17 protein-coding genes and 4 tRNA genes are annotated in these 22,252 nt (G+C 42.8%); 8 read left to right on the forward strand and 13 right to left on the reverse strand.

Annotated elements, in window-relative coordinates; all coding sequences use genetic code 11:
• Positions 1-275: 275 nt before the first annotated feature.
• The 5 genes from QWZ17_RS02160 to QWZ17_RS02180 form a co-directional block, all read right to left on the reverse strand.
• On the reverse strand, positions 276-806 hold the full coding sequence (locus QWZ17_RS02160; RefSeq protein ID WP_290303232.1) for an ORF6N domain-containing protein: 531 nt from the start codon (positions 804-806) through the stop codon (positions 276-278).
• A 25-nt stretch (positions 807-831) separates the two neighbouring features.
• Complete coding sequence (locus tag QWZ17_RS02165; RefSeq protein WP_290303234.1) at positions 832-2,130, reverse strand: site-specific integrase; 1,299 nt, start codon at positions 2,128-2,130, stop codon at positions 832-834.
• Between the two features lie 278 nt (positions 2,131-2,408).
• A tRNA-Lys gene (locus QWZ17_RS02170) sits at positions 2,409-2,481 on the reverse strand.
• Between the two features lie 95 nt (positions 2,482-2,576).
• Positions 2,577-2,649, reverse strand: a tRNA-Lys gene (locus tag QWZ17_RS02175).
• 133 nt (positions 2,650-2,782) lie between these two features.
• Positions 2,783-3,790, reverse strand: a complete 1,008-nt coding sequence (locus QWZ17_RS02180; RefSeq protein WP_290303235.1) for a WD40/YVTN/BNR-like repeat-containing protein — start codon at positions 3,788-3,790, stop codon at positions 2,783-2,785.
• Positions 3,791-3,929: 139 nt separating this feature from the next.
• Between QWZ17_RS02180 and QWZ17_RS02185 the strand changes: the two genes are divergently transcribed.
• The 5 genes from QWZ17_RS02185 to QWZ17_RS02205 all read left to right on the forward strand — a co-directional run bounded on the left by QWZ17_RS02185 (position 3,930) and on the right by QWZ17_RS02205 (position 6,163).
• A tRNA-Leu gene (locus QWZ17_RS02185) sits at positions 3,930-4,013 on the forward strand.
• A gap of 144 nt (positions 4,014-4,157) precedes the next feature.
• Positions 4,158-4,241: transfer RNA gene (locus QWZ17_RS02190), tRNA-Leu, on the forward strand.
• Positions 4,242-4,334: 93 nt separating this feature from the next.
• Complete coding sequence (locus tag QWZ17_RS02195) at positions 4,335-4,835, forward strand: peptide-methionine (S)-S-oxide reductase (RefSeq protein WP_290303237.1); 501 nt, start codon at positions 4,335-4,337, stop codon at positions 4,833-4,835.
• 64 nt (positions 4,836-4,899) lie between these two features.
• Entirely contained in the window at positions 4,900-5,835 is a 936-nt protein-coding gene (locus QWZ17_RS02200; RefSeq protein ID WP_290303238.1) for an alpha/beta hydrolase, read from the forward strand.
• A 58-nt stretch (positions 5,836-5,893) separates the two neighbouring features.
• Positions 5,894-6,163: a hypothetical protein gene (locus tag QWZ17_RS02205; RefSeq protein ID WP_290303239.1), complete on the forward strand. Its 270-nt coding sequence runs from the start codon at positions 5,894-5,896 to the stop codon at positions 6,161-6,163.
• A gap of 575 nt (positions 6,164-6,738) precedes the next feature.
• Here the strand turns inward: QWZ17_RS02205 and QWZ17_RS02210 are convergent.
• The 4 genes from QWZ17_RS02210 to QWZ17_RS02225 form a co-directional block, all read right to left on the reverse strand.
• Positions 6,739-8,352 (reverse strand): SusD/RagB family nutrient-binding outer membrane lipoprotein, encoded by a 1,614-nt coding sequence (locus QWZ17_RS02210; RefSeq protein ID WP_290303240.1) that lies wholly within the window; start codon positions 8,350-8,352, stop codon positions 6,739-6,741.
• A gap of 24 nt (positions 8,353-8,376) precedes the next feature.
• Entirely contained in the window at positions 8,377-11,727 is a 3,351-nt protein-coding gene (locus QWZ17_RS02215) for a SusC/RagA family TonB-linked outer membrane protein (RefSeq protein WP_290303241.1), read from the reverse strand.
• A gap of 146 nt (positions 11,728-11,873) precedes the next feature.
• A complete protein-coding gene (locus QWZ17_RS02220; RefSeq protein ID WP_290303242.1) occupies positions 11,874-12,860 on the reverse strand; it encodes a FecR family protein in 987 nt (328 codons plus the stop codon).
• A 442-nt stretch (positions 12,861-13,302) separates the two neighbouring features.
• Positions 13,303-13,890, reverse strand: a complete 588-nt coding sequence (locus tag QWZ17_RS02225; protein WP_290303243.1) for a sigma-70 family RNA polymerase sigma factor — start codon at positions 13,888-13,890, stop codon at positions 13,303-13,305.
• A gap of 345 nt (positions 13,891-14,235) precedes the next feature.
• On the opposite strand from QWZ17_RS02225, the gene QWZ17_RS02230 reads away from it, so the two are divergent.
• The 3 genes from QWZ17_RS02230 to QWZ17_RS02240 are packed head-to-tail and all read left to right on the forward strand — an operon-like array spanning position 14,236 to position 15,991.
• Positions 14,236-15,021, forward strand: a complete 786-nt coding sequence (locus QWZ17_RS02230; RefSeq protein ID WP_290303244.1) for an SGNH/GDSL hydrolase family protein — start codon at positions 14,236-14,238, stop codon at positions 15,019-15,021.
• A 53-nt stretch (positions 15,022-15,074) separates the two neighbouring features.
• Entirely contained in the window at positions 15,075-15,659 is a 585-nt protein-coding gene (locus QWZ17_RS02235) for a hypothetical protein (RefSeq protein WP_290303245.1), read from the forward strand.
• Positions 15,656-15,991 carry a hypothetical protein gene (locus QWZ17_RS02240; protein WP_290303246.1) on the forward strand — a complete coding sequence of 112 codons (336 nt, stop codon included), beginning with the start codon at positions 15,656-15,658 and terminating at the stop codon, positions 15,989-15,991. The genes QWZ17_RS02235 and QWZ17_RS02240 overlap by 4 nt, the downstream gene beginning before the upstream one ends.
• A gap of 100 nt (positions 15,992-16,091) precedes the next feature.
• Here QWZ17_RS02240 and QWZ17_RS02245 read toward each other — a convergent pair whose 3' ends face one another.
• From QWZ17_RS02245 to QWZ17_RS02260, 4 genes are all read right to left on the reverse strand, one after another.
• Positions 16,092-17,261, reverse strand: a complete 1,170-nt coding sequence (locus QWZ17_RS02245) for an RsmB/NOP family class I SAM-dependent RNA methyltransferase (RefSeq protein ID WP_290303247.1) — start codon at positions 17,259-17,261, stop codon at positions 16,092-16,094.
• On the reverse strand, positions 17,258-18,502 hold the full coding sequence (locus QWZ17_RS02250; protein ID WP_290303248.1) for an ABC transporter substrate-binding protein: 1,245 nt from the start codon (positions 18,500-18,502) through the stop codon (positions 17,258-17,260). The genes QWZ17_RS02245 and QWZ17_RS02250 overlap by 4 nt, the downstream gene beginning before the upstream one ends.
• Positions 18,459-19,988, reverse strand: a complete 1,530-nt coding sequence (gene guaA, locus QWZ17_RS02255) for a glutamine-hydrolyzing GMP synthase (protein WP_290303249.1) — start codon at positions 19,986-19,988, stop codon at positions 18,459-18,461. Before guaA ends, QWZ17_RS02250 begins: the two co-directional genes overlap by 44 nt.
• Positions 19,989-20,320: 332 nt before the next feature.
• Complete coding sequence (locus tag QWZ17_RS02260) at positions 20,321-22,234, reverse strand: S9 family peptidase (RefSeq protein WP_290303250.1); 1,914 nt, start codon at positions 22,232-22,234, stop codon at positions 20,321-20,323.
• Between the last annotated feature and the right edge of the window lie 18 nt (positions 22,235-22,252).

A 22,252-nucleotide genomic window follows, 5' to 3' on the forward strand; every position in this document is an offset into this window, starting at 1 on the left:
CATTTGCTGCAACTCAAAAGTCAGCTAACCCAGTGGTCAATTTGGCCCGGAACAGGGTGGTCAACATCTCCATAATATACAATCTAATACCTTCGCTGATCTGGCGATGGAGCTTAGTGACAACCGTGAAATTGTTTTGTCAGAAAATGGATTACAGGTAAAGGAGGGGGATGACGAGGTCGTTGTCAGGCAAGCACTATCCGATCATATAGAATGGTTGTTTGCAGAATACCGCAACTTAAGCTAATACATTCCCCTCCAATTTGCTATTGATCCTACGGTTTGTAGCCAATTCTTTTTCTCGGGCTAATTTCCGGTTGCTTTGGGATACGATCCGAAAGTTCATCAAGATAACGAAATACAATTTCCATGCTCTTGTCCTGGTTATCCAGTTTGCCCTTGATTCGTTCTATTTGTAACCATATTTCTGTTTGATCCGCAAACGTTTCTCTAAGTTTCACAAAAATATCTATAATACGTATGCTAACGGCAACGGCATATTCACTTTTTAATACATTGGATAACATTAAAATCCCGTGTTCAGTAAAAACATACGGTAGATATTTTGAATGCTCACCATGTCTTAAGGTCACATTTTGTGACCTTAAGATTTCATTTTCTTCATTTGATAGCTCAAACATATAGTGGGCTGGAAACCTATTCATATTGCGTTTTACTTGTTGCTTTAGTTTTTTCGTTTCCGTTCCATATAATTGGGCTAAATCTCTGTCTAACATTACTTTTTGTCCCCGTATTACGTAGATCTTATTTGTGATAACTTCATCAGGTATAATTTGATCTTTCATGGCTCTCTATTATTAATAAGATGACTTAGCAGGCAATTTTCCTCAATTGCCCGTCGGCGGTAAACACAATTCCTTTAACCCGCGCCAGGGTTTTACTGATCTTATTTCTTTTCACCTTCGCATATCTCTGAGTGGTCCTCGTGGTCTTGTGACCAAGCATCTTACTCACTTCCTCCAGCGAAAACTCCATAATATTTAACATGATATCTGCAAACGTGTGCCTTGCCAGGTGAGTGTTCAATTCCCGGTTGATACCACAGATCACCGCGAGCTCTTTTAGGTAACCATTGTATCGCGCGTTACTGTTTACAGGAATCAGTAAGCCTTTGTCCTTACGGCAGAGGTGGTACTTGTATTTTTCGATAAGTTCGTCTATAATTGGCAGGATAGGTACTGTCTCACTCACTCCGGTTTTACCTCTGTCTTTAATTAACCAACGTTCACCTATAATGCCTACCCGGATTATATTTTCAGTAGTTAACGCAAATACGTCCTGAAATGCGAAGCCTGTGAAGCATTGAAAAATAAACGCATCACGAACTTCAGCAAGCCTTTGTATAGTTATTTCCTTATTCCAAATTCGCTCTACTTCGAAATATTCCAATGGCGGAATATCTGTTTCATCACCTCCGCATTTAAACTTAATGATTGGGTTTTTGAGAATCCACGTACTTGTTTCAGCAAACGTTAATATCTCCTTGGTATTCTTTATCTGTTTCTTAGCCGCCGCTTCTCCCAAAACCTTTTCCCGGTCGATAGTTAAATAATTATAGAATTTAACGGCGAAGGAATAATCAATCGCCTCCAAATCCATATCCTTTATTCTAAAATGTGTAACTAAAAATTCCTCAATCTTCTTTCGTGTCGCGTTCCATTGTTTTAAGGTTTCTCCTGATCTCAGCTTTTTATCTACCATCTTTTTGAAGTTGGAGATATGCAGGTCAGTAACCTGAAGCAGGGTAGGTATTATTTTAGCTTCCGGCTTAGGCAATCCTTTGCTTAATTTTGGCGGTAAACCGTTGTAAACATTCTTAACCATTAAGGGAGTAATGTGGTCATACCCGGCTTGGAGTATTGTAAACTCCCTGTTAAGATCCACCGCAACTTCGCTGATCTTTAAATTCGTCTTTTTCTCTAAACTGCTGCCTTTAGCAATTTTGTTTTCAATGTCCCAATTGTTGATGTGGACTTTCCTGCCGATGGCAAGTTCTTCGGGTTCTTCACCCTCGATACTGATTCTGCAAATAACAGGCGCATATCCCTTAGCGTCTGCTTTAGATTTACGGTGCCAGAATAGCAACGTTAATTTCTGATGGTTTTTCATTTCAATGAACTTTGGTGAACAATTTGTTTAGCGGGACTCCGAAAACTCAATTGTTGCCATAAACCATTGTCGTACAATACTTTGATTGCCGAACTGGTGCCCTAAAGATAAACAGACTGGTGCCCAATTCAAATAGGGCACCAGTTGGTTTGATCTGAAATGATTTGAAATGATTTGTTTATTTTTTCTGCAGAGTGGCCAAAAATGCATTTTAAACAGAAAAGGCGCATTTTCATGCGCCTTTTAGCTTTAATCAGTGACCGTCTTTCAGGTCTTTGTGATCCCGCTGGGATTCGAACCCAGGACCCCAACATTAAAAGTGTTATGCTCTACCAGCTGAGCTACGGAATCATTCTTTAAACTTTACTGGCATTGTTGCCGGCTCTGTTTTCAAGAGATTCATTTGTTATTTGTAAAAAGAAAAGCCTTCTTTCAAAGGCTTTTCGTGATCCCGCTGGGATTCGAACCCAGGACCCCAACATTAAAAGTGTTATGCTCTACCAGCTGAGCTACGGAATCATTCTTTAAACTTTTTCGCTACTGTTAGCGCTTCCGTTTAAAGTGGTGCAAATATAGGGCGATTTACAATACCATGCAAGTGCTTTTTGCAATTAATTGTAAAGTATTTGTTAAGCTATTAATTGCCAATAAACTATATTTTAAATATGGCTATTTTACCCCGGTCGCCTGCCAACAAAACAAGTTTTCCGTGTTTTGCTTTACGGCAAACGTTAAAACTGGTAGCATCAATCTTGCGCCAGGACTTACCAAGCTCTGTTGATATGCTGCTGCCCGATGTCCCTGTTGATAAATAAACCCTGTCCCAAACCCGCTCAACGCATGATTGAAACCCGGTAGCGCCCGCAGGTAAAACCTCGTATTTAGCCGTCTTTTTATCGTATCGGCAAATCACCGAGTCGGCTATTTTATCTTTGGAGTAGTTCCCTCCTACGGCAACCATCAAGTCATCCGATATGGAAAAGGAACCCTTGCTACCCGCACCTTGCGCAATAGGGAAAGGTTTTGTTTGCCATTGAGGATTATCGCAGTTGCACAGTTGTAAAAAACGGGCTACTGTGCCTCCACTCGCTATTACAACACCTAAATCTTTATTAACCCTTAGGCAGGTACCACTTGCTGCAAAAGCAGCTTCGCCGGGTATGGCATAGGGCGCGTTTTGCATTTCTGCCCAGGTTTCGCCGGCGTCTTTGGTTTCCATCAGCAGAAATTTGTTCTTTATCGGGTCGCCTAAAATATAACCGTGCTTAGCGTCGGCAAAATCCATGGCATCAAAAAAGTAAATGCTATCCGTTTTACGCAGTTTTTCCTGCCAGCTTTTACCACCATCAATAGTTTTTAAAACCAGGGCCGGCGTGCCGGAGCTCATAATTACGGCTTCTTTATCATTAAATGCTTCAATATCCCTGAAATCGGCCTTTTCATAACCTTTCACTTGCTGCCAATCCCAGGTTTTACCGCCATCATTGGTAACTGCAATATGGCCTTTGCTGCCGCTGATCCAGGCTGTTTTATCATTCACAACTGATAATCCGCGAATACTGGTAGGTTTATCCTGTTGCAAAATGGTTATGGTTTGCGCTTTTAAAACAAAAGGAAAAAACATTAAAACACTGAAAATAAGCCGGTAAATACGTTTCATGAATTGAGTAACAATAATTAAGTAAATTCTAAATTAACCCATACTGAGACAATTAACAACTAATGCCCAATTTTTATATTTATTAGATTGCTATTTGGCAGAAACGTTTATATTTGCACGCTTGTTAATAAAATAACACGCCCGGATGGCGAAATTGGTAAACGTTGCGGTCTCAGAAGCCGTTGAGAATTGTCTCTTGAGAGTTCGAGTCTCTCTTCGGGCACGCCGGTTAAAGATTTGAGAATTGAGATGTGAGATTTGAGATTGTTTTCTCGCCTCACATTTCAAGATCTCTTATCGGGATTAAGCTTAAGATATAGATTCTTTTTTCTCATATCTCAAATCTAACATCTCAAATCTAAAAAATGCCCAGGTGGCGAAATTGGTAGACGCACCATCTTGAGGGGGTGGCATTCGTAAGGATGTACGAGTTCGAATCTCGTTCTGGGCACACAAAAACCATCAAAATCTTTCCCGTCTTTTGGTCGTAACTAACACAAACATCTTGTAAGGTTAGTTGTGCTATATATTCAGCAATAATCATATGAGCAAAATTGGCTTTGGCGGTAGTTGCCACTGGTGTACAGAAGCAATATTTTTATCATTAAAAGGCGTGCTACAGGTAGATCAGGGCTGGATCGCGTCAAATGGCGATGCCTCTTCATTTTCGGAAGCGGTAATTGTTGCCTATGATGAAGATATTATTTCCTTGCCGATGCTTATCGCGGTTCATTTATACACACATAGCTGTACTTCCATGCATAGTATGCGGGCAAAGTACCGGTCTGCAATTTATATTTTTGATGACGACCAGGAAATGATCGCGAAAGCTGCGATAACACAATTGCAAAAGGAATTTACCAAATCGATTGTTACTACAGTAATTCCCTTTCAATCTTTTAAACTCAATGACGAACAATACCTCAATTATTACTACAAGGATAGTGCTAAACCGTTTTGCAGGAATATAGTGAATCCAAAACTAAAAGATTTGCTAAAACGATTTCCCGAACTGACCGATCAAAAAAAGCTGGCACACCTTTAAGCTCTTGTCTATTTCCAAACATCTGTTAAGGTTAGTTGTAACGTATATACAACAAACACTACGCATGTATAAATCAGCATCTATCATACTTATTTTCCTGTTCAGCATACCATTTGCAAAGGCACAAAGCCCGGCAGTTCATCAATATAAGGATCATGTTTTTCCTAATGTTGAAGTCAAATCTGATCTCAGTTACAATTCAAAAGCTACAGCCGACGATAAAGTTTCCTACCTGTTTGATCTTTACCAACCCAAGGGCGATCATTCCGCAGCCCGCCCACTCATTATATGGATGCATGGCGGTGGTTTTAAATACGGCTCAAAAACAGCTAAGGGTATCAAGATCTGGAGCAAGGATTTTGCCGAACGCGGCTACGTTTGCGCGGCCATCAATTATCGCCTTAGCAAAAAGAACCCGGTTTTTCATTTTGATGAGTTGCAAAAAAGCTGCTACTACGCCGTGCAGGATGCTAAAATGGCGGTAAATTATTTCAAAGAACATCACGCAGAATACGGCATCGATCCCAATAAAATAATACTGGCGGGTAACTCGGCCGGTGGCATTATAGCGTTGCAGGCTGCCTACAGCAGTAATGCCGAGCTATCGCGCCGTACAGGCGTGGTGGATTCAACCGCGCTTTTGAAGCCCGATGATAAGGCCAAAATTGCCGGCATCATTAACTTTTGGGGCGGTATATTGGATTTTCGCTGGCTTAAAAATGCCAAAGTACCCATTGTAAGCGCCTACGGGTCGCATGATAGGATACTAAACCCGGTAAGAGTGGATACTGGTATGTACGGCAGCATAACTATCCACAAAACAGCCGACTCCCTGCATATCCCCAACGCCGTTAAAGTATTTGATGGTTTTGGGCACGAATTGCAGCGCCACTTTAATCCGTTTTTTGATGCAGGCAAACCAACGCAAAAACGATGGTTGCAGGCCGCGCAATTCGCCGCCGATTTTTATTACGACATATTATTTAAGAAGCCGGAGTAAACAATTATCGCATTTTAAAGTTATTGCATATGAATCTCTTAAAATTGAACTATACATCATGAAATTAACCAAAATTATCACCCTTGCCGCCTTAGCCGTAATTGGCTTTGACAGCATACAAGCCGATGCCGCAGAATTGGTAGCTGCCCCTGCTTCTGTTACGCAGATCAGGCTTCCGCCACCGCCGCCACGCCCGCCTGCGCCACCCAATCCATTCAGAAGACGCCACAGGCGAGTAAGCAGACACAGAAGATTCCATATTAAACTACCGCCACGCCCACCTGCACCGCCAAATCCGCTGCATTTGCCAACGCCTCCGCGTCCATAAATATTTAAGCCTCCCGGTTATCGCCAGGAGGCTTTTTTGTGAGGCTTTATCTCTCAATATATCCTTTGGTTATTCTTTTTTGTAGCAGCCGGTTAAAAAGACATAAAGCCGTCATTGCGAGTTATAAAATCCGGCGGACTTTGAAGGTGGGGATGACGTAAGAACTACCTTCTACACCCTGTCATTCTGAGGAACGAAGAATCTTCTTCGCTATAAAAGTCTGCAATTAGCATGGCGAAGAAGATCCTTCGTTCCTCAGGATGACAAACTTTTTTTACAAAACGTCATGGGTAGGAACGAAGCAATCCCCAAAAAGACAGATCGACTAAGCAAATCCGCCCTGAACAGTCGGGGATTGCTTTGTACCTTATAATGACGTTGGGGATATAGTAGTTTTCCTTATTCATTTTTAAACAGCTTCTTAAAAACGCAGTAAATTTCATCTGCTGCTAAACTGTCCAAATTTGCAAAACCAATTTATGTGGTAAATTTGCATGCAGGAGACGCAAATATCGCGTATCAACAAAAAAAGCTGCCTTGTCGGAGGCAGCTTTTTTAATTGTATAATGAACTTATTATTGTTTATCCCACCAAACGCGAGAGGTTAACAAATCGCCACCTGGTACGGCGTTGTGTGCCGCATTATAATTGATGGTGTTGGTACCTGCCTCAATAACCGGGTAAGGGAAACGGCGTGGTATGGTAGCGTTTGTAGCATTACCAGGGTAGTTTACCGGGGTTAATACCGGGTAGCCCGACCTGCGCCAGTTGGCCCATGATTCGTAAAAATCAAGCATGGTGTTACTCAACAACCAGTATTGAGTATTAATCTGGTTTAAACCATCGGCCTGGTTGTATGGGTGTGCGGTAAGGTAAGTTTCTGCAGCGGCATCACTTACGGTTGCAGCGGCATCATACTGGCTCAAATAGGTTATAGCTGCTTTAACGCCATCATGATAATGGGTAGCCGCGCTGCCTGCTATGCCAAAACGCTCGGCTGCATCTGCTAATAACAATTCAGATTCGGCATAAGTTAGTACGAATGTTGGTCCGTTTCTTTTAATCAGCGCCGGTGCTGGCGATGAGTAATTGGTAAAACCGCTAAAGCTTGGATCTGAGTAGATAGCCAGCGTTGGCGAAGCGCTAAGATCTTTACCGTTTGGCATACCTTTTTGCACTGCCGCGCTTGAGTTGGCGTTAGGGTTTTGATTTTTGGTAGCGTCATCAACATACAGGTTGGTTACCGCTACGGCGCTTAAACGTGGGTCGTTGCTGTTTTTAAGCAGGTCGATAAAAGTTTTTGACCAGCGTACATAAAAGTTTTCCTGCCCACCATCGCCCAAAAGGATCTGGCTGTTACGGTTAATAGTTGTACGACCGCCAGATGCATCGCCTAAAATATAAGCATTATCTGCATTGCTGCTCATGGTTTTACCAAGCACCTGGGTAACGTAGGTTTTGGCTGTAGCCGGGTCAACCTTGCTTAAACGCATAGCTAAACGTAAAATTAAAGTGTTGCCAAAGCGCTGCCATTTGGCAATATCGCCGTGGTACATTACATCACCGGTAGGAATATCACCACTTGGGTTTAATGCAGCGGTAGCCGCGGTTACTTCCTTCAGCATATCGGTATAAATGGATTGCTGCGAATCGTACTTAGGGAAATAGTTTTTATCGTAATAACCTAAGCCTGCCTGTGAGTAAGGCACATCGCCATATAAATCGGTAATGCGTTCAAATATCAGGGCGCGCATAATGCGGGCAATCTGGTGCAGGTTGGCGTAAGCCGGTTTACCATCTGTTGATTGTACTACATCAACAATAGGGCGCACCTGCTCTGGGTAGGCACCGTCGCCGCCGGTAGGTGTACCAGCCGAAAAGCCCCAGTAAGCGGCGGTGTAGCCCGCGTTAAGCATGTATTTATCGCCGGCCCAGTAACCAATAACGGTACTGAAGCCCTGCATCATGGTTGAGCAGTAAATTAAATTTCCGCGCCAGGTATCGTAGCTAAAATCGGTACTACCGGTATAGCCCAGCTGCGCGCTGGTTAATACATAGTTAGGGTTAAAGGTACTCTGGTTATAGGTAGATGGGTTGGTATTGGTTTTTTCGAAATCCTTTCTGCACCCTGCCGAACAAATCAACAGCGCCACAAGCATCACTGCCGGGTATTTATATATTTTTTTCATCTTAATAAGATTAGTAATTGTTGATTATAATTTAACACTCAGGTTTAAACCAAACGTACGGGTTGGCGGTACACCACCAAGCTCCAAACCGGCAGCGTTTAAGCTATAGGTCGATTCGGGGTCGATGTTGTCTGTTTTCTTGTGGATGTAAAACAGGTTACGGCCAACCAGGCTAAGTGTAGCGCCTTTAATTACGTTGTTAAACATTTTACCCGGGAATGAATACCCAAGCGTTGCCTGGCGGAATTTGATAAAGCTGGCATCCTGTACAAACAGGCTCGATACGTTATTGGCCAGTGTACCATAGTAAGCCGAAGCCTGGTTGCCCAAAGCATCGCGGTTAACCAATGTTGCCTGGTGTAAGCCCAATACATAACCATAATAATCGGTAGCCGAGAATATTTTGCCGCCAAATTTACCATCAATCAGGAACGAGAAATTTAACCTTTTGTAGGTAAAAGTGTTGGTAAAGCCGGCAGTCCATTTGCCGTAGGCAGATCCGTAAGCTTTCAGATCGCCCTGTACAGGCACGCCCGAAGCATCTTTAACAATAGCGCCGGTAGCATCACGTTTGTAATCAAATGCCATGATCTGGTCAATTGGTTTACCTACTATGTTTTGGGTAAAACCAACACCACTGCGTGAGGTAGATACCGGGGCCGATGTTTGGCCGGCAGCTAATGATACCACGGTGTTATTATTGATTGATCCGTTTAATGATGCATTCCAGCTAAAGTCCCTGGTTTTAACCGGGTAGCCGCCTATCAGGGCTTCAACACCACGGTTGCGCAACTGGCCGTAGTTTAATACCGCGCCGCCATAACCAGATGTTACTGATGCAGGAGCATAAACAATCTCGTCTTTTGAATTTTTGTTATACCAGGTAACATCTAAACTTAAGCGATCTTTAAACAAACGTAACTCGGTACCAATTTCAAGCTCGGTAGCTATTGAAGCAACCAGGCCACTGTTTGGTATATTTAAGTTTGATATAATACCCAATTGGTTACCGTTAAGCGAAGCGCTGTTAAAACCATAGGCCAATTGTGTTTGGTAAGGATTTGTAGCCTGGCCAACTTTTGCATAACCTGCACGTACTTTACCAAAGCTTAACCAGCTTGGTTGCCATAATTCCGAGAATACAAATGAGCCTGTTATCGATGGATATACTTTGTTTAACGGGTTGGTAGTGCCCGGAGTAGCCAGCGTGCTAAACCAGTCGTTACGTACCGATCCGGTGATGTACAGGTAGGTTTTATAATCTAACTCCAAAGTACCATAAATTGATTGTACTTTTTGATCAGACGGCGTATAGGTTGGGGTTGATTGCTGCTGCGCGTTGGTGATTACATAAACGTAAGGTACCGCGAAGTTGCTGCCATTAAGACCAAAAAGTTCTGATTTGGTATGCCTGTAGCTACCGCCAATGTTAGGGGCAATGGTAAAATCTTTTATTTTGAAGGTTTTGCCCAATAATACGTCGGCATTGATATCGTAAAAATTGGTAGTGTTTTCGGTGATAGAACCGGTTGGACGATATGCTGTACCTGTTGGCACTACCGCGGTATACCTATCGTTATAAGCATCCCTGCCTGCACGGCCTTGAATGAAATAGCCGCTATCAAAATTATAGCGTAAGCTTGCCGATGATATTAAACGTTCGCGGGTGGTATTGTTAATGAACTTTTCGGCCGCGAAGTATGGGTTAGTAGCATAAGCGTTTGCCGAGTAACCGTATTCGGTACCATCAGCATTAGTAGCTTTTTTAAGGGTGCGTACATCTAAGCTGGTTGGCAAAAAGGTAACGTTGTAGTTGGAGTTACCTGGTCCATCGCTCAGGAACGGCCTGTTATGGGCTTGCTCTAAAATATAGTTATTGCGCACATCTAAACTTAAGTTTTTGGTAATGTTATAGTTACCTGTTAAGTTAAATGTTTGCCTGTTTAAGCCAGAATTTGGGGTGATGGCATCGTTATGCAAATCGCTTGCAGAAAAACGTACCGAACCACCTGTAAAGCTTTTGTTAAAAGCAATAGTGTTTGTTGCCGATGTACCACTGCGGAAAAAGTTGGTGAGGTTATCTTTATATGCAGTGTAAGGGCGCGATACGCCATCAAACTGGATTACGCTCGATCCATCTAACTTACCACCCCAGCTTGACTGACCTGCCTGGAAAGCATCATTTTTGGTAGCTGGTTTAACGCCATTGGCACCATTACCATAAACATATTGCCAGTTGGTTGGGTTGATAACATTTTCGGTAACAAAGTTTGAGTTAAACTCAATACCGCTGTCTTTACCGCTTTTGGTGGTAATTAATATAACACCCGCTTTACCACGGTAGCCGTACAATGCCGATGCCGCGGCACCTTTCAGTACAGATATGGTTTCGATGTCATCTGGGTTTAGGTTACCTACGGCATCGCCCAAATCCGGCTGGTTATCATACTGGCTGCCCATTGCCGAGTTTGGCGAGTTTTCCATAGGCACACCATTAATTACATATAATGGCTGGGTAGTTTGCGATAAGCTGGATACACCACGGATAATTACGTTTGATGAAGAACCCGGACCACCGGCTGTAGGGCTTACGTTTAAGCCGGCTACTTTGCCTTCAAGCGAGTTGATCACGTTTGGCTCACGGGCCTGGGTAAGTTCATCGCCTTTAACCTCGGTTACCGAGTAACCTAAAGCTTTACGCTCTTTTTTGATACCCAGGGCGGTTACCACAACCTCGCCCAATTGCTGCGAATCTTCGGCCAATACAACCGATAAAGCCTCGGGCGAGTTGATGGTTACCTCTTTATGCACATAACCTAAGTAGTTAAACACCAACACATCGCCAATATTGACATCGATGGTAAATTTACCGTTCACATTGGTTTGCGTACCTGTTTTGGTACCTTTTACGGTAACGTTAACACCTATAATAGGCTGGCCTGTAGCATCGCGCACGGTACCGCCAATTTTTATACTTACAGCATTATTTTCGGCCTGACCAGGTGCAAGCTGCGGAATTTGCGCCAGGTTTTGCGCTACGCCAATATAATTGCCTACAATTTTAAACTGCAGCTGGGTTTTATCCTGCAGTTGTTTTAAAACCAGGGGCAGTTGTGTATTTTTTACGTTGAGGGTAAGTGCCGGCAAATTGTTAAGGATCTGATCGTCATAAACGAACGATACTTTTGCCTGTTGTTCAATCCGTTTAAAAACCTGTTTTACGCTTGCATTTACAAGGTTAAGGTTCATTTCCTGGGCCTTTATGCCCGTGGCCATCAGGATAGAAGAGCAACACACCTGGATGCCTATTATAATTGTTGAAATGCGCATGCATTTTCTAAGTATGGGCAATGGTTTGCCGTAAAAATTTATCATATTTGTGTATGGTTTAATGAGTTAAACTAAAGCCGGCTGCCTATGGGTCTCAAGCATGTATGCAGTGGCTAAACAAAATTCCGGGGGCATCATGTCCCCGGTTTTTTTTCCTCCTTAGCTGCTAAAAAGGAAATATGGGTTGGTGGTTATTTGATCACTACTGTGCTATCATTGGCAATTTGATATTTAAAATGTTTAGTATAACTGAGTACCTGTATAATGGAATCTAAATGCTGGCTGCCCACAACAATGGATATGCGCTCGTCAAGCAGTTTCTTATTTTCTATAGTGATAGTGGTATTGTATTCCTTCTCCAGGGCTTTAAATACGTTTTCCAGTTTTTCCTGTTCAAATACAGTATTGTTTTTACACCATGCGGTAACAGGCTGATTTACGATTTCTTTCACCACATGATGCGTAGCATAGTTTAATACTATAGCTTGCCTTGGCAGCAGGAAAATAGCTTTTTTATCTTTGCTGTCGGGCATCGTGATGCCCACCTTGCCTGTAACCACGCTTACCCGGGTTTTGCCCTCCTTTTTATAACTGCTTACATCAAAAGAGGTACCCAGTACATTTACATCCAGATTTTTGGTTTTTACCACAAACGGATGATCGCTCTGGTGCTTAATATCAAAAAAGGCGCGCCCTTCAACCAGCTCAACCAAACGGGTTTTACCATCAAAACTTTTAGGATACCTGAAAACGGAAGCGGCCTTAAGCCATACCCTCGATCCATCGGGAAGCGTAATGTGCAGCACCCGGTTTACAGGTACATTAACCACCTGGTTTTGCGCCACCTTAGGAGCAATAGGCTTATCGGCTGGTTTAAAAACAAAAAAGCCAATGGCCACAACCGCCGCGGCGGCAGCCACCTGGGTTAAACGTTTAAGTACAACATACTTAGTTTTACGTGTATGGCCTGTAGCAGACTCTATTTGCAGCTTTTGCTGCAGGCTATCAAAAATGCGTTGCTTTACTTCCTCTGCCGATTGGTGGTTATCAACAAGCAATGGTTCATCTTCATGCTGATGAACGGCATCATACCATTGGTTAAGCAATGCCTGCTCCTCTGCCGAAGCGGTGCCTTCCATGTATTTTTTTGCCAATAACTTAACCTGGTCCTTATCCATATGGATATAATTTCGTGTATTTATAAGTATAGAGTATACTTATAGGCAATTACCCTTGGTGGTAATTAAAATAAATTGTAAAATTTATTTTGGCAGAATAATGTATGGTTGACGGTTGTGAAACGTAGAAGACTCACCCGGCGAGGCTGCGCCCGCCACCCTCTCTTCGGCTTCGCCGGAAAGAGGGGTTTGAAAAGTTTTGATTCCACTACAAAATACTGACAAACAAACAGTTGTTTAAAAATCATCGGGTTTTCGATACTAAAACAGCCCTATTCGTTTCACGCACGCAAATCAAATAGATTATGCCAATCCGGAGAGTTCGGACAAAGGACGATTAAATATTGTATATAGAAGAAAGTTAATAAATGTTCAAACCCCTCTTTCCGCGAAGCGAAGAGAGGGTGGCCAGCGAAGCGTAGCCGGGTGAGTCTTAAACGCTTTACTTCTTTGACATCATCACCGCTATCATCAGCAACAAAAACTCTCCAGGCGTAGCACCTAAACTGTCGCGAATCACCCGGAGGGCTTTGGTCAAATGACCTTCGGCGGTTTTTTGGGAAATATTGAGGTTGCGGGCAACTTCGGACAGCGGCTGATCATGCAGTTTATTGTATTGGAAAACCAGGCGGCATTTTTCGGGCAATTTGTTGGATAGTTCGGTTACTATCTGCAACAATATTTTATGATCCACATTAAAATCGGCAACCGCCCCTTCATTGATCTGACCCAGCTTTTCTTCTTTAACGCGGCTCTTTTTTTCTTTGGCCAGGTAGTGAAAAACACTGTAGCGGGTCATGGCGGCCAGGTAGCTGGTAAGCGATTGTATTTCAAGCCCCTCTTTATTTTTCCAGAGGTTTAAAAATACATCCTGCACAATCTCCTCGGCGGCATTGGTATCTTTAAGTAGCTTATAAGCAATATAGTACAGCTTATCCCAGTAGCAGTTGTAAATTTCGGTAAATGCGGTAGCATCACCATTCTTTAGCAGAATAGCCAGGCCGTTATCATCTACCGTTACAGCATTCACAACTTTTTAAATTTAATGCTAAATTTATATAAAAATAATACAGAAAAGAGAAGCATAGTGTTAAATTTTTAATAATAGCGGGTTTTGTTACAAATAAAAAGCCGGGCTTTTTGTAGTTATAATGTTAATTATCAGTAAGATTAGGATAATATCCTGCTATTTCAATAGTAATTTTTTCATGTGACACATATAACGTGTCTCCATAAGAAAAAACAACGCCCAAAAAAACGCTTTGGGTTTTATCCCGAAACGCCGTCAAAACCGTACCTTTTAAGTGTAAAATAACAAATGAAAATGCGCTTCAACTCTATGAAAAAAACACCGTTTCTTTTGCTCGTAATTTGCATGTTAACATCCTTTAAACATAAAGATTTAACATGGGTTGCCATCGGTGATTCCATCACCTATCTTAACGACCACCTCAACGAAACCGATTATCGCCTAAACAAAGGTTATCTTACCCAGGTAACCGAGAAATTACCTTATATCCATTACATCAACAAAGGCTATAACGGCTGGACATCCGGCGGTATAGCCAACAAGATAGATAGCTTAGGCCTAACCAGGGCAGATATTTACAGCGTTTTTTTAGGCACTAACGATTGGTGGCAGGGCAGGCCAATAGGCACGTTTGAAAATTATAAAAATAACACGGGCAACGCCACCATTTACGGCTCGTTCCGCGTTATCATCAACAAACTACGCGCTTTAAACCCCGAAGCCAAAATTGTGCTTGTAGCACCTATGCAACGTGTAGATTTTGTTTACCTGTTTGATAAAAACAATACAGCCTATGGCTCCTACCGTCCCAAAAATGGACAAACCTTACAAGCCGTTTGCGCAGCGATAGACTCCATCGGTCAGTATGAGCACATCCCGGTTGATAACCTTTATCATAACAAAGCTTTAACGTTAGATAAACTGGTAAAATTTAAACGCCTGAAAGCCCCGACTACCGGCCAATACACCGATTATAAATACCCTGATTTTATTGATGTGCCTTTTAACAAAACAGATGATCATCCATATCCTAAAGAGGCCATGGCATTAACCTATGATGGTTTGCACCCTTCTGATAGCGGCGATGCCATTATCGCGAAGAGTTTGGTGGAGATATTTAGGAAGTTTTAGAGAGGGGTACTATCTGTAAATAATTGGAAACCTCACTTTATAATCCCCCCACAATGAAGACCAATATTGATAAAATAAATTCGTTTTGGATTTGGTTCCAATCTGTGGCTGACGACTTGTTAAAACATCCAACTAATGAAAACTTAATTTCTCTATTAAACGCGCGTATTACTGAATTAGGAGTAAGTGCATGGGAAATTGGCCCGTGGGAAAACAATGACTACTTTCTGGTCATTTCGCCGGGCCTTGACATTAATCAACTCCCATTAACCCAACAAATAATTGACTTAGCCCCTATTTGCAACGGATGGCATTTTCTGGCATTTAAACCAGTGAAAGATTGGAAAGGCATTTGGGATATGAAAAATGAATGGGATAAAACGATCCGGGTAAACAGTACTAACTGGGAATATATTCTTTACCTTTTTGATGACGGGACCTTTGATATCGATATTAAAATTGATGGGGTTGACGGTAACGAAAACACGCGTTACGCAGCTGTACATTTTGCATTGGCAGGGTACTTAGGCGAGGAAGTAGTTATGCAACTCATTTTAAACGTTAAGATCGTGGATAGCTTTAAAGGCAAAGCAACATCTCTCAAACATATAAAAAAGCATATTGAAAGTATCATATGAACGACGAACTTAAAAACAAGGCCTATTTACTCGCATCGCGACTTAAGCACCGGGGCTACGATAACGAGGTTATTCGTGCCCGACTGGAGAAAGAGGGCATACCCGAGGAACTTATAAAACAAGTGCTTACCAACTTAACCGTCCAAAAGATAGTTGAAATTAAGCAAGAGCATAAGCCTTTTTACAATCTTGCCTTGTTAAAAATTGGGATAGGTATATTTTTAGCTATTGCATCGGCTATATTAATTCCGGGGCATGTCTATATACCTATTGGCTTGATTGCGGGCGGAATTGCCGCGGCAATTTTCTTCAAAGACGGAAAAAAATTGTAATTTTCCATAAGGCAGCTTAAAGCTGCAACCATGATCGCCACGAGCTGAAAGCTCGCGGGAGCTAAGAAATTTAACAAACCCAAACTCAAAAACTCCCCCTTTAGGGGGCCGGGGGGCTCAGCCTCGCCACAAACATCGTATCCGCTTTATGCTCATAACCCTTAAGCACTTTGCTTTCTTCCAGCTTTAAACCAAGTTCTTTTACCAGGTAATCAACCACGTCCTCGTTCTCGCCTTTAAATGCCGAACAGGTGATGTAAATAAGCGGCTTGCCCGGTTTAAGATATTTTACTACGTTTTGGGCAATGCTTTTTTGCAGGCGCTGAAAAAACTCAATTTTGGGGGGCATAAACTGGGCAATCATCTCGGGCGTACGGCCCCAGGTGCCAGAGCCGCTGCAAGGGGCATCAAGGATAATGCCGTCGAACTGATAATCGTGCAGGGTCTGATCTACATTGGTTGTAAGGTCAAGCACCTTTTTTTGGTATTTGGTAAGGCCGGCCAATTGAAAGCGTTCGTCGAGGTTAGCCAATACCGATTCGCGGATATCTGATACTACCAATTTGATATTAGGTTCATCCTCGTGTAACAACAGCGATTTACCGCCCGATGCGGCACAAGCATCCCACCAGCTATCCCAGCGTTGCGGCCTGAAAAAATCGCCGGTTTGCTGCGATGACAAATCCTGTATCTCGAACCAGTTTTGTTTAGGGAAAATGGTTTCTAAGCGGGTGCCGTTGGGTAGCGAGTAACAGCCGTTGCCTTCGTCCTTAAATATAACTTCGGCTTTGTTCAGTTCGGCTTTTACCAAATGATCGTAGCCATTACGTACGCGAATAAACAGATCGGGCTGGCAAAAAAAAGATTTCAGGAAAGCGTCTTTGTCAATACCTTCAGAGATCTGGTTAGTCCACGGGAAAACATCTTCCAGTTTAAATGCGGGGTAAGCCGTTTTTACCAGCGCCAGTTTATCATCAATATTAAAATGAATACAGGCAGCCCACTCGGGCTTAAAGTGTTGTAAAAACGAATTGGTATTGGTGTTGCACAAGAACTCGGCAACGTTAAGGCGTTCATCCGTAGCCAGGTTGGGCAAAGCTTGCCCAAGGCGAAAGTAACTGTATATTAACCTGTTGGCCACCCGCCTATCGGTTGAGCCCATTTGCTTGTTTTGCCTGTAAAAGCCAGGTAAAAATTTGCTTAGTGGCGTATCAACCGGGTATTCACCTATTATTCGCTGAAACGTTTTAAGCTGATTTATAGCCTTCATTCTACGGGTTTTAACTCAAAGTTACTATACATAAGCACATTTACATGCGTGTTTATCCAACCTAAACCCGCTTTTTTTACAAAGTGGAAATTGTTGTGTAAACCTGTAAAATCTGCCTTATCCAATGCTGCAAAATTAGCATCCATTAATTGCTTCCCAAAATACATTCCTTCATCAAATCCTTTAAAAGCAAAATCAGTTGGTTCAATGTGGTACACCCGGTGATAAACACGCACAAACTCCACGCTGGCGTCGGATTTATAATCAATCTGATCGGCCGATGTAATGTGGGTTTTCAGTCGCTGTAAAATATCAACCTTTAAAAAACTAAATTTTTCCCAGCTTGGGTGCCCAAACAATACAACCGGGTAATGCCTGTTCAGGGTATCTAATGACTTTAAAATCACGTTCAGAAAAACCTGATCGGTAGCAGCCACCACAAACACGTTAGCTTGCGTTTTTGACAACTGCGGAAGTAAAGCGGCCAGTTGCCCTTTGCTAATGGTGGCGATAACCACTTTGGTTTTCTTTTTGCTTAAGCTATCCGTAGCGTTTTTAAAACCGCGCACATAATCCTGCTCCTGGCTAAAGCCCGACCGTAGGATAAAGATCTTTTTGGGTTTTAACTTATCATTAATGTACTGCGCCGCACCCCATCCGTGATACTCCAGCGGAGGCATCACCGTAATTAAATTATCACTGTTAATAGTTGCAGGCGATGCCGGCGAAAGGGGCGATACCAATGGCGACTTAGTGTTAAGCCCGGCAGAAAACACTTTGATGCCATCCGGAAAAACCGGACCAACAATCAAATCACTGTTTTTAATATTGGGGTTAAGACTTAAACTATGCGATTGAGAAGCCTCGTCTTTTGAATCGTATAAACGGAGTTTAAAGTTTGCACCATCAGCGGTTAAAGAATCAAGCGCTAATTTAAAGCCCTGATAATACTCCACACTTAAATTGGCCTTATTTAAACCGGGCGAGGTATATTTTGATCCCGGCCTTAAATGATCTAAACCCAAAGGCAGGATCATGGCGATAGTTAAAGGCTTTACTTCCGCTGGTTTTACCGGTTTCTCGGCAACTTTGGGTTTTTCGGGTACTTTTTCAACCGGCTTTTTTACGGGTGCTACCGGCTGCAGTTTTGGAGAACATGCAGCCAGTACCAATACCGTTATAAAAAACCATAACCATTTATTCCCACTCAATGGTAGCAGGCGGTTTTGAGCTGATATCATATACTACCCGGTTAATTCCTTTTACGTTGTTGATGATCTCGTTACTGATTTTAGCAAGCAAATCATATGGTAAATGGCACCAATCGGCGGTCATACCGTCCAGCGATTCCACTGCACGTAAGCAAATCACATTATCGTAAGTACGCTCATCGCCCATTACCCCTACCGATTGTACCGGCAAAAATATAGCGCCGGCTTGCCAAACTTTATCGTAAACACCGTATGACCGTAAATTGTTGATATAAATTGCATCAGCTTCCTGCAATATAGCTACTTTTTGCGGGGTTACATCACCTAAAATCCTGATAGCCAGACCCGGACCCGGGAAAGGGTGACGTCCTAAAATATTAGGATCGATACCTAAAGCCTTGCCTACACGCCTAACTTCATCCTTAAACAAAGTGTTAAGCGGCTCAACCACTTTAAGCTTCATAAAATCGGGTAAACCGCCAACGTTATGGTGCGATTTAATAGTAGCCGATGGTCCTTTAACAGAAACAGATTCGATAACATCGGGGTAAATAGTACCCTGGCCAAGCCATTTTACATCTTTAACCTCGTGAGCGGCATCATCAAATACTTCAATGAATACGCGGCCAATAGCCTTACGTTTCTTTTCAGGATCGGTTAAGCCGGCAAGTGCGTCGTAAAAACGTTGCTTGGCATCGATACCTTTTATATTTAAGCCCATGTGTTTGTATGAATCAAGCACCTGCTCGTATTCATCTTTGCGCAAAAGGCCGTTATCAACAAAAATACAGTGCAGGTTGGCACCTATGGCATGGTGTAACAACACCGCAGCTACCGATGAATCAACACCACCAGATAAACCTAACACTACTTTATCATCGCCAAGCTTTTCTTTTAAAGCGGCGATGGTGGTTTCAATGAACGAGTCGGGGGTCCAATCCTGTTTGCAGCCGCAAATATCAACCAAAAAGTTTTCTAATAGTTGCTTGCCATCAGTACTGTGGGTTACTTCGGGGTGAAACTGGATACCGTAAGTTTGGGTACCGGTTACCTGGTAAGCCGCAACTTTAACGCTATCTGTACTGGCAATAATCTCGAAGTTATCGCCAATGCTGGCGATGGTATCACCGTGCGACATCCACACCTGTGAGTTCTCCGGAATATTTTTAAACAGCGGATTTTCGCGATTAACAAAATCTAAATTGGCACGGCCATACTCACGTGTGCTCGATGCCAATACCTCGCCGCCATGGAAATGCGCAACATACTGTGCACCATAACAAACACCTAAAATAGGACGAGTGGTATGAAACTTTTCGAAATCAAACCGCGGCGCATCTTCCTGCCTTACAGAATAAGGACTGCCGGATAGGATGATACCTTTTACAGTGCTGTCAATTTCGGGATAGTTATTAAACGGGTGGATCTCACAGTAAATATTGAGCTCCCTGACACGGCGCGCTATAAGCTGGGTGAATTGCGAACCAAAGTCAAGAATGAGGATTTTTTCTTGCATGGGCAAAGATAGGATTTGATTTCGGATTTCGGAATTTCGATTTCGGATTTTTTTGTCTGAATCAGAATTTTCAGAATTAAAGAATTGGCAGAATTTTCTTTTTGTTTGAACCTGAAGTTTATCTGAACCGGAATTCGTCTGAACCAGAATTTTCAGAATTAAAGAATTACCAGAATTTCAATTCAAAAAATTCCAATAATTCGACAAATTCCGGTTCAGACAAAAAACATTTTCAAATCTTCAAATTATCAAATCCTCAAATAATCCCACATCTGCACATCAAAAAATCTTACTACTTGATACTAACTACTTACTACTGATTAAACTACTAATCAAAGTGTTTCCTTCAGCCATTTAAAAAACTCGTGCTGCCATACCAGGGCGTTTTGCGGGTGTAGCACCCAATGGTTTTCGTTGTGCATTACAATTAGACGGCTTTTGATGCCTTGCAGTTGGGCTGCCTGGAATGCCTGCAAGCCTTGTTCCAACGGTACGCGGAAATCTTTTTCGCCATGATAAATCAATATCGGGGTATCCCAGTTGGCCACAAAATTACTTGGCGAAAACTCTTTATATGATTTTTGAGCCGCGGCATTGTTTTTATCCCAGTATGGACCACCGTAATCCCAGTTAGGAAACCAGACCTCTTCGGTAGTACCGTACATGCTTCTGAAATCAAAAATACCATCGTGCGCTATAAAGGTTTTAAAGCGCTTTTGATGCATGCCTGCTAACATATAAACCGAATAGCCGCCGTAGCTTGCGCCTACGCAGCCAAAGCGGGCTTTATCAACAAAAGGCTCCTGGCTCATATTATCCACGGCGCTCAGGTAATCCTGCATGGCCAGGCCGCCATGATCTTTGCTGATCTCCTCGTTCCATTGCGTACCATGGCCGGGCATCCCTCTGCGGTTGGGTGCCACAACAATATACCCGTTCGCGGCCATCAGCTGTAAGTTCCACCTGAAAGAATAAAACTGTGTTAAAGCACTCTGCGGACCGCCCTCACAAAACAACAGCGCCGGATACTTCTTAGTTTTATCAAACCCCGGCGGATACACCACCCATACCAGCATATCCTTACCATCCACGGTTTTTACCATACGGCGCTCTGTGATGCTCATACCTGTTTTGGCATATAAATCATCATTCACGTGGCTTAACTGTTTCATGGCACCATTGGTAATATTCACGGTGTACAATTCGTTGGCATGGTTAAAGTCGCTACGGGTAACAATTAGCGTATTGCCCTTTTGACCAATTATATCGTTAATATCAAAATCACCGCTGGTAACCTGGGTTATTACGGGCAACATTTTGGTAAGGCCGGGGTAGGTAACATGAAACAATTGCTCGGTACCATTAATTGGCGCGGTAAAAAACAGGCCTTTGCCATCCTCGGCCCATTTATAGCCGGCAACATGAATATCATCCCGCTGCGCGGTTAGGTTTATTTTAACATCCCCATCGGCAACTACCAAATCCTGTTTATCGCTCTCGTAACCATCGCGCTTCATTTGCAGCCATGCCATTTGGTTGTGCTGGTTAAAGCTGGGTTGCAAATCGTAGCCCTCGTTATTGGCAGTTAAGTTTGTAGTTTCACCGGTGGCAATGTCATAGGCATATAAATTGGTGTTGGTACTAACAGCGTAAGCGGTGCCAAATTTCTTTTTACAGCTATATACCACCTTTTTGCTATCGCTACTCCAAACGTAGCCTTCATCGCCACCATCGGGCTTTAGCGGACAATCATACGGCTCATCAGGCATTAAATCTTTTTGATGCTTGCCAGGCTTGCCTTTAATCATGTGCGATAGCATCACGTGCCCAAACTTGCCATCCTCCCAGGTATCCCAGTGGCGGTAGTTCAGGCTATCGTAAATAACAGCCTCACTCTTTTTAAGGAGCGGGTAAAAATCACTCCCCGCCACCTTTTTTACTTTCACTTCTTTGCTACTAATCCTATACTTTCCATCCGGCGATATTTTGGTATCCGCCAGTAACTCATCAGCGTTGGTAATGGCCGTAGCGCGCCCGCCGGTAATGGCGATGCGATACGTTTTACTATCTATTTTATTTTCGGCTATGTTGGGTACCCCTACCGAAAAAATCACATACTTACCATCTTTAGAAATGCCCTTGCCGCTTACACGACCAATTTTCAATAAAAGCTCAGGAGTTAAATTTTGTGCCGATGCCATGCCCGAAATTAACAGAAATATTAAAACAAAATATGGTTTCTTCATTTTGGAAAGATGTTAATG

Origin of the sequence: Mucilaginibacter flavus (assembly GCF_030409315.1) — a bacterium.
GTDB lineage: Bacteria > Bacteroidota > Bacteroidia > Sphingobacteriales > Sphingobacteriaceae > Mucilaginibacter > Mucilaginibacter flavus.

Coding starts and splice junctions, on each gene's coding strand:
- QWZ17_RS02160 (WP_290303232.1), bottom strand. CDS start 806: ATGAAAGATCAAATTATACCTGATGAAGTTATCACAAATAAGATCTAC.
- QWZ17_RS02165 (WP_290303234.1), bottom strand. CDS start 2,130: ATGAAAAACCATCAGAAATTAACGTTGCTATTCTGGCACCGTAAATCT.
- QWZ17_RS02180 (WP_290303235.1), bottom strand. CDS start 3,790: ATGAAACGTATTTACCGGCTTATTTTCAGTGTTTTAATGTTTTTTCCT.
- QWZ17_RS02195 (WP_290303237.1), top strand. CDS start 4,335: ATGAGCAAAATTGGCTTTGGCGGTAGTTGCCACTGGTGTACAGAAGCA.
- QWZ17_RS02200 (WP_290303238.1), top strand. CDS start 4,900: ATGTATAAATCAGCATCTATCATACTTATTTTCCTGTTCAGCATACCA.
- QWZ17_RS02205 (WP_290303239.1), top strand. CDS start 5,894: ATGAAATTAACCAAAATTATCACCCTTGCCGCCTTAGCCGTAATTGGC.
- QWZ17_RS02210 (WP_290303240.1), bottom strand. CDS start 8,352: ATGAAAAAAATATATAAATACCCGGCAGTGATGCTTGTGGCGCTGTTG.
- QWZ17_RS02215 (WP_290303241.1), bottom strand. CDS start 11,727: ATGATAAATTTTTACGGCAAACCATTGCCCATACTTAGAAAATGCATG.
- QWZ17_RS02220 (WP_290303242.1), bottom strand. CDS start 12,860: ATGGATAAGGACCAGGTTAAGTTATTGGCAAAAAAATACATGGAAGGC.
- QWZ17_RS02230 (WP_290303244.1), top strand. CDS start 14,236: ATGTTAACATCCTTTAAACATAAAGATTTAACATGGGTTGCCATCGGT.
- QWZ17_RS02235 (WP_290303245.1), top strand. CDS start 15,075: ATGAAGACCAATATTGATAAAATAAATTCGTTTTGGATTTGGTTCCAA.
- QWZ17_RS02240 (WP_290303246.1), top strand. CDS start 15,656: ATGAACGACGAACTTAAAAACAAGGCCTATTTACTCGCATCGCGACTT.
- QWZ17_RS02245 (WP_290303247.1), bottom strand. CDS start 17,261: ATGAAGGCTATAAATCAGCTTAAAACGTTTCAGCGAATAATAGGTGAA.
- QWZ17_RS02250 (WP_290303248.1), bottom strand. CDS start 18,502: ATGATATCAGCTCAAAACCGCCTGCTACCATTGAGTGGGAATAAATGG.
- guaA (WP_290303249.1), bottom strand. CDS start 19,988: ATGCAAGAAAAAATCCTCATTCTTGACTTTGGTTCGCAATTCACCCAG.
- QWZ17_RS02260 (WP_290303250.1), bottom strand. CDS start 22,234: ATGAAGAAACCATATTTTGTTTTAATATTTCTGTTAATTTCGGGCATG.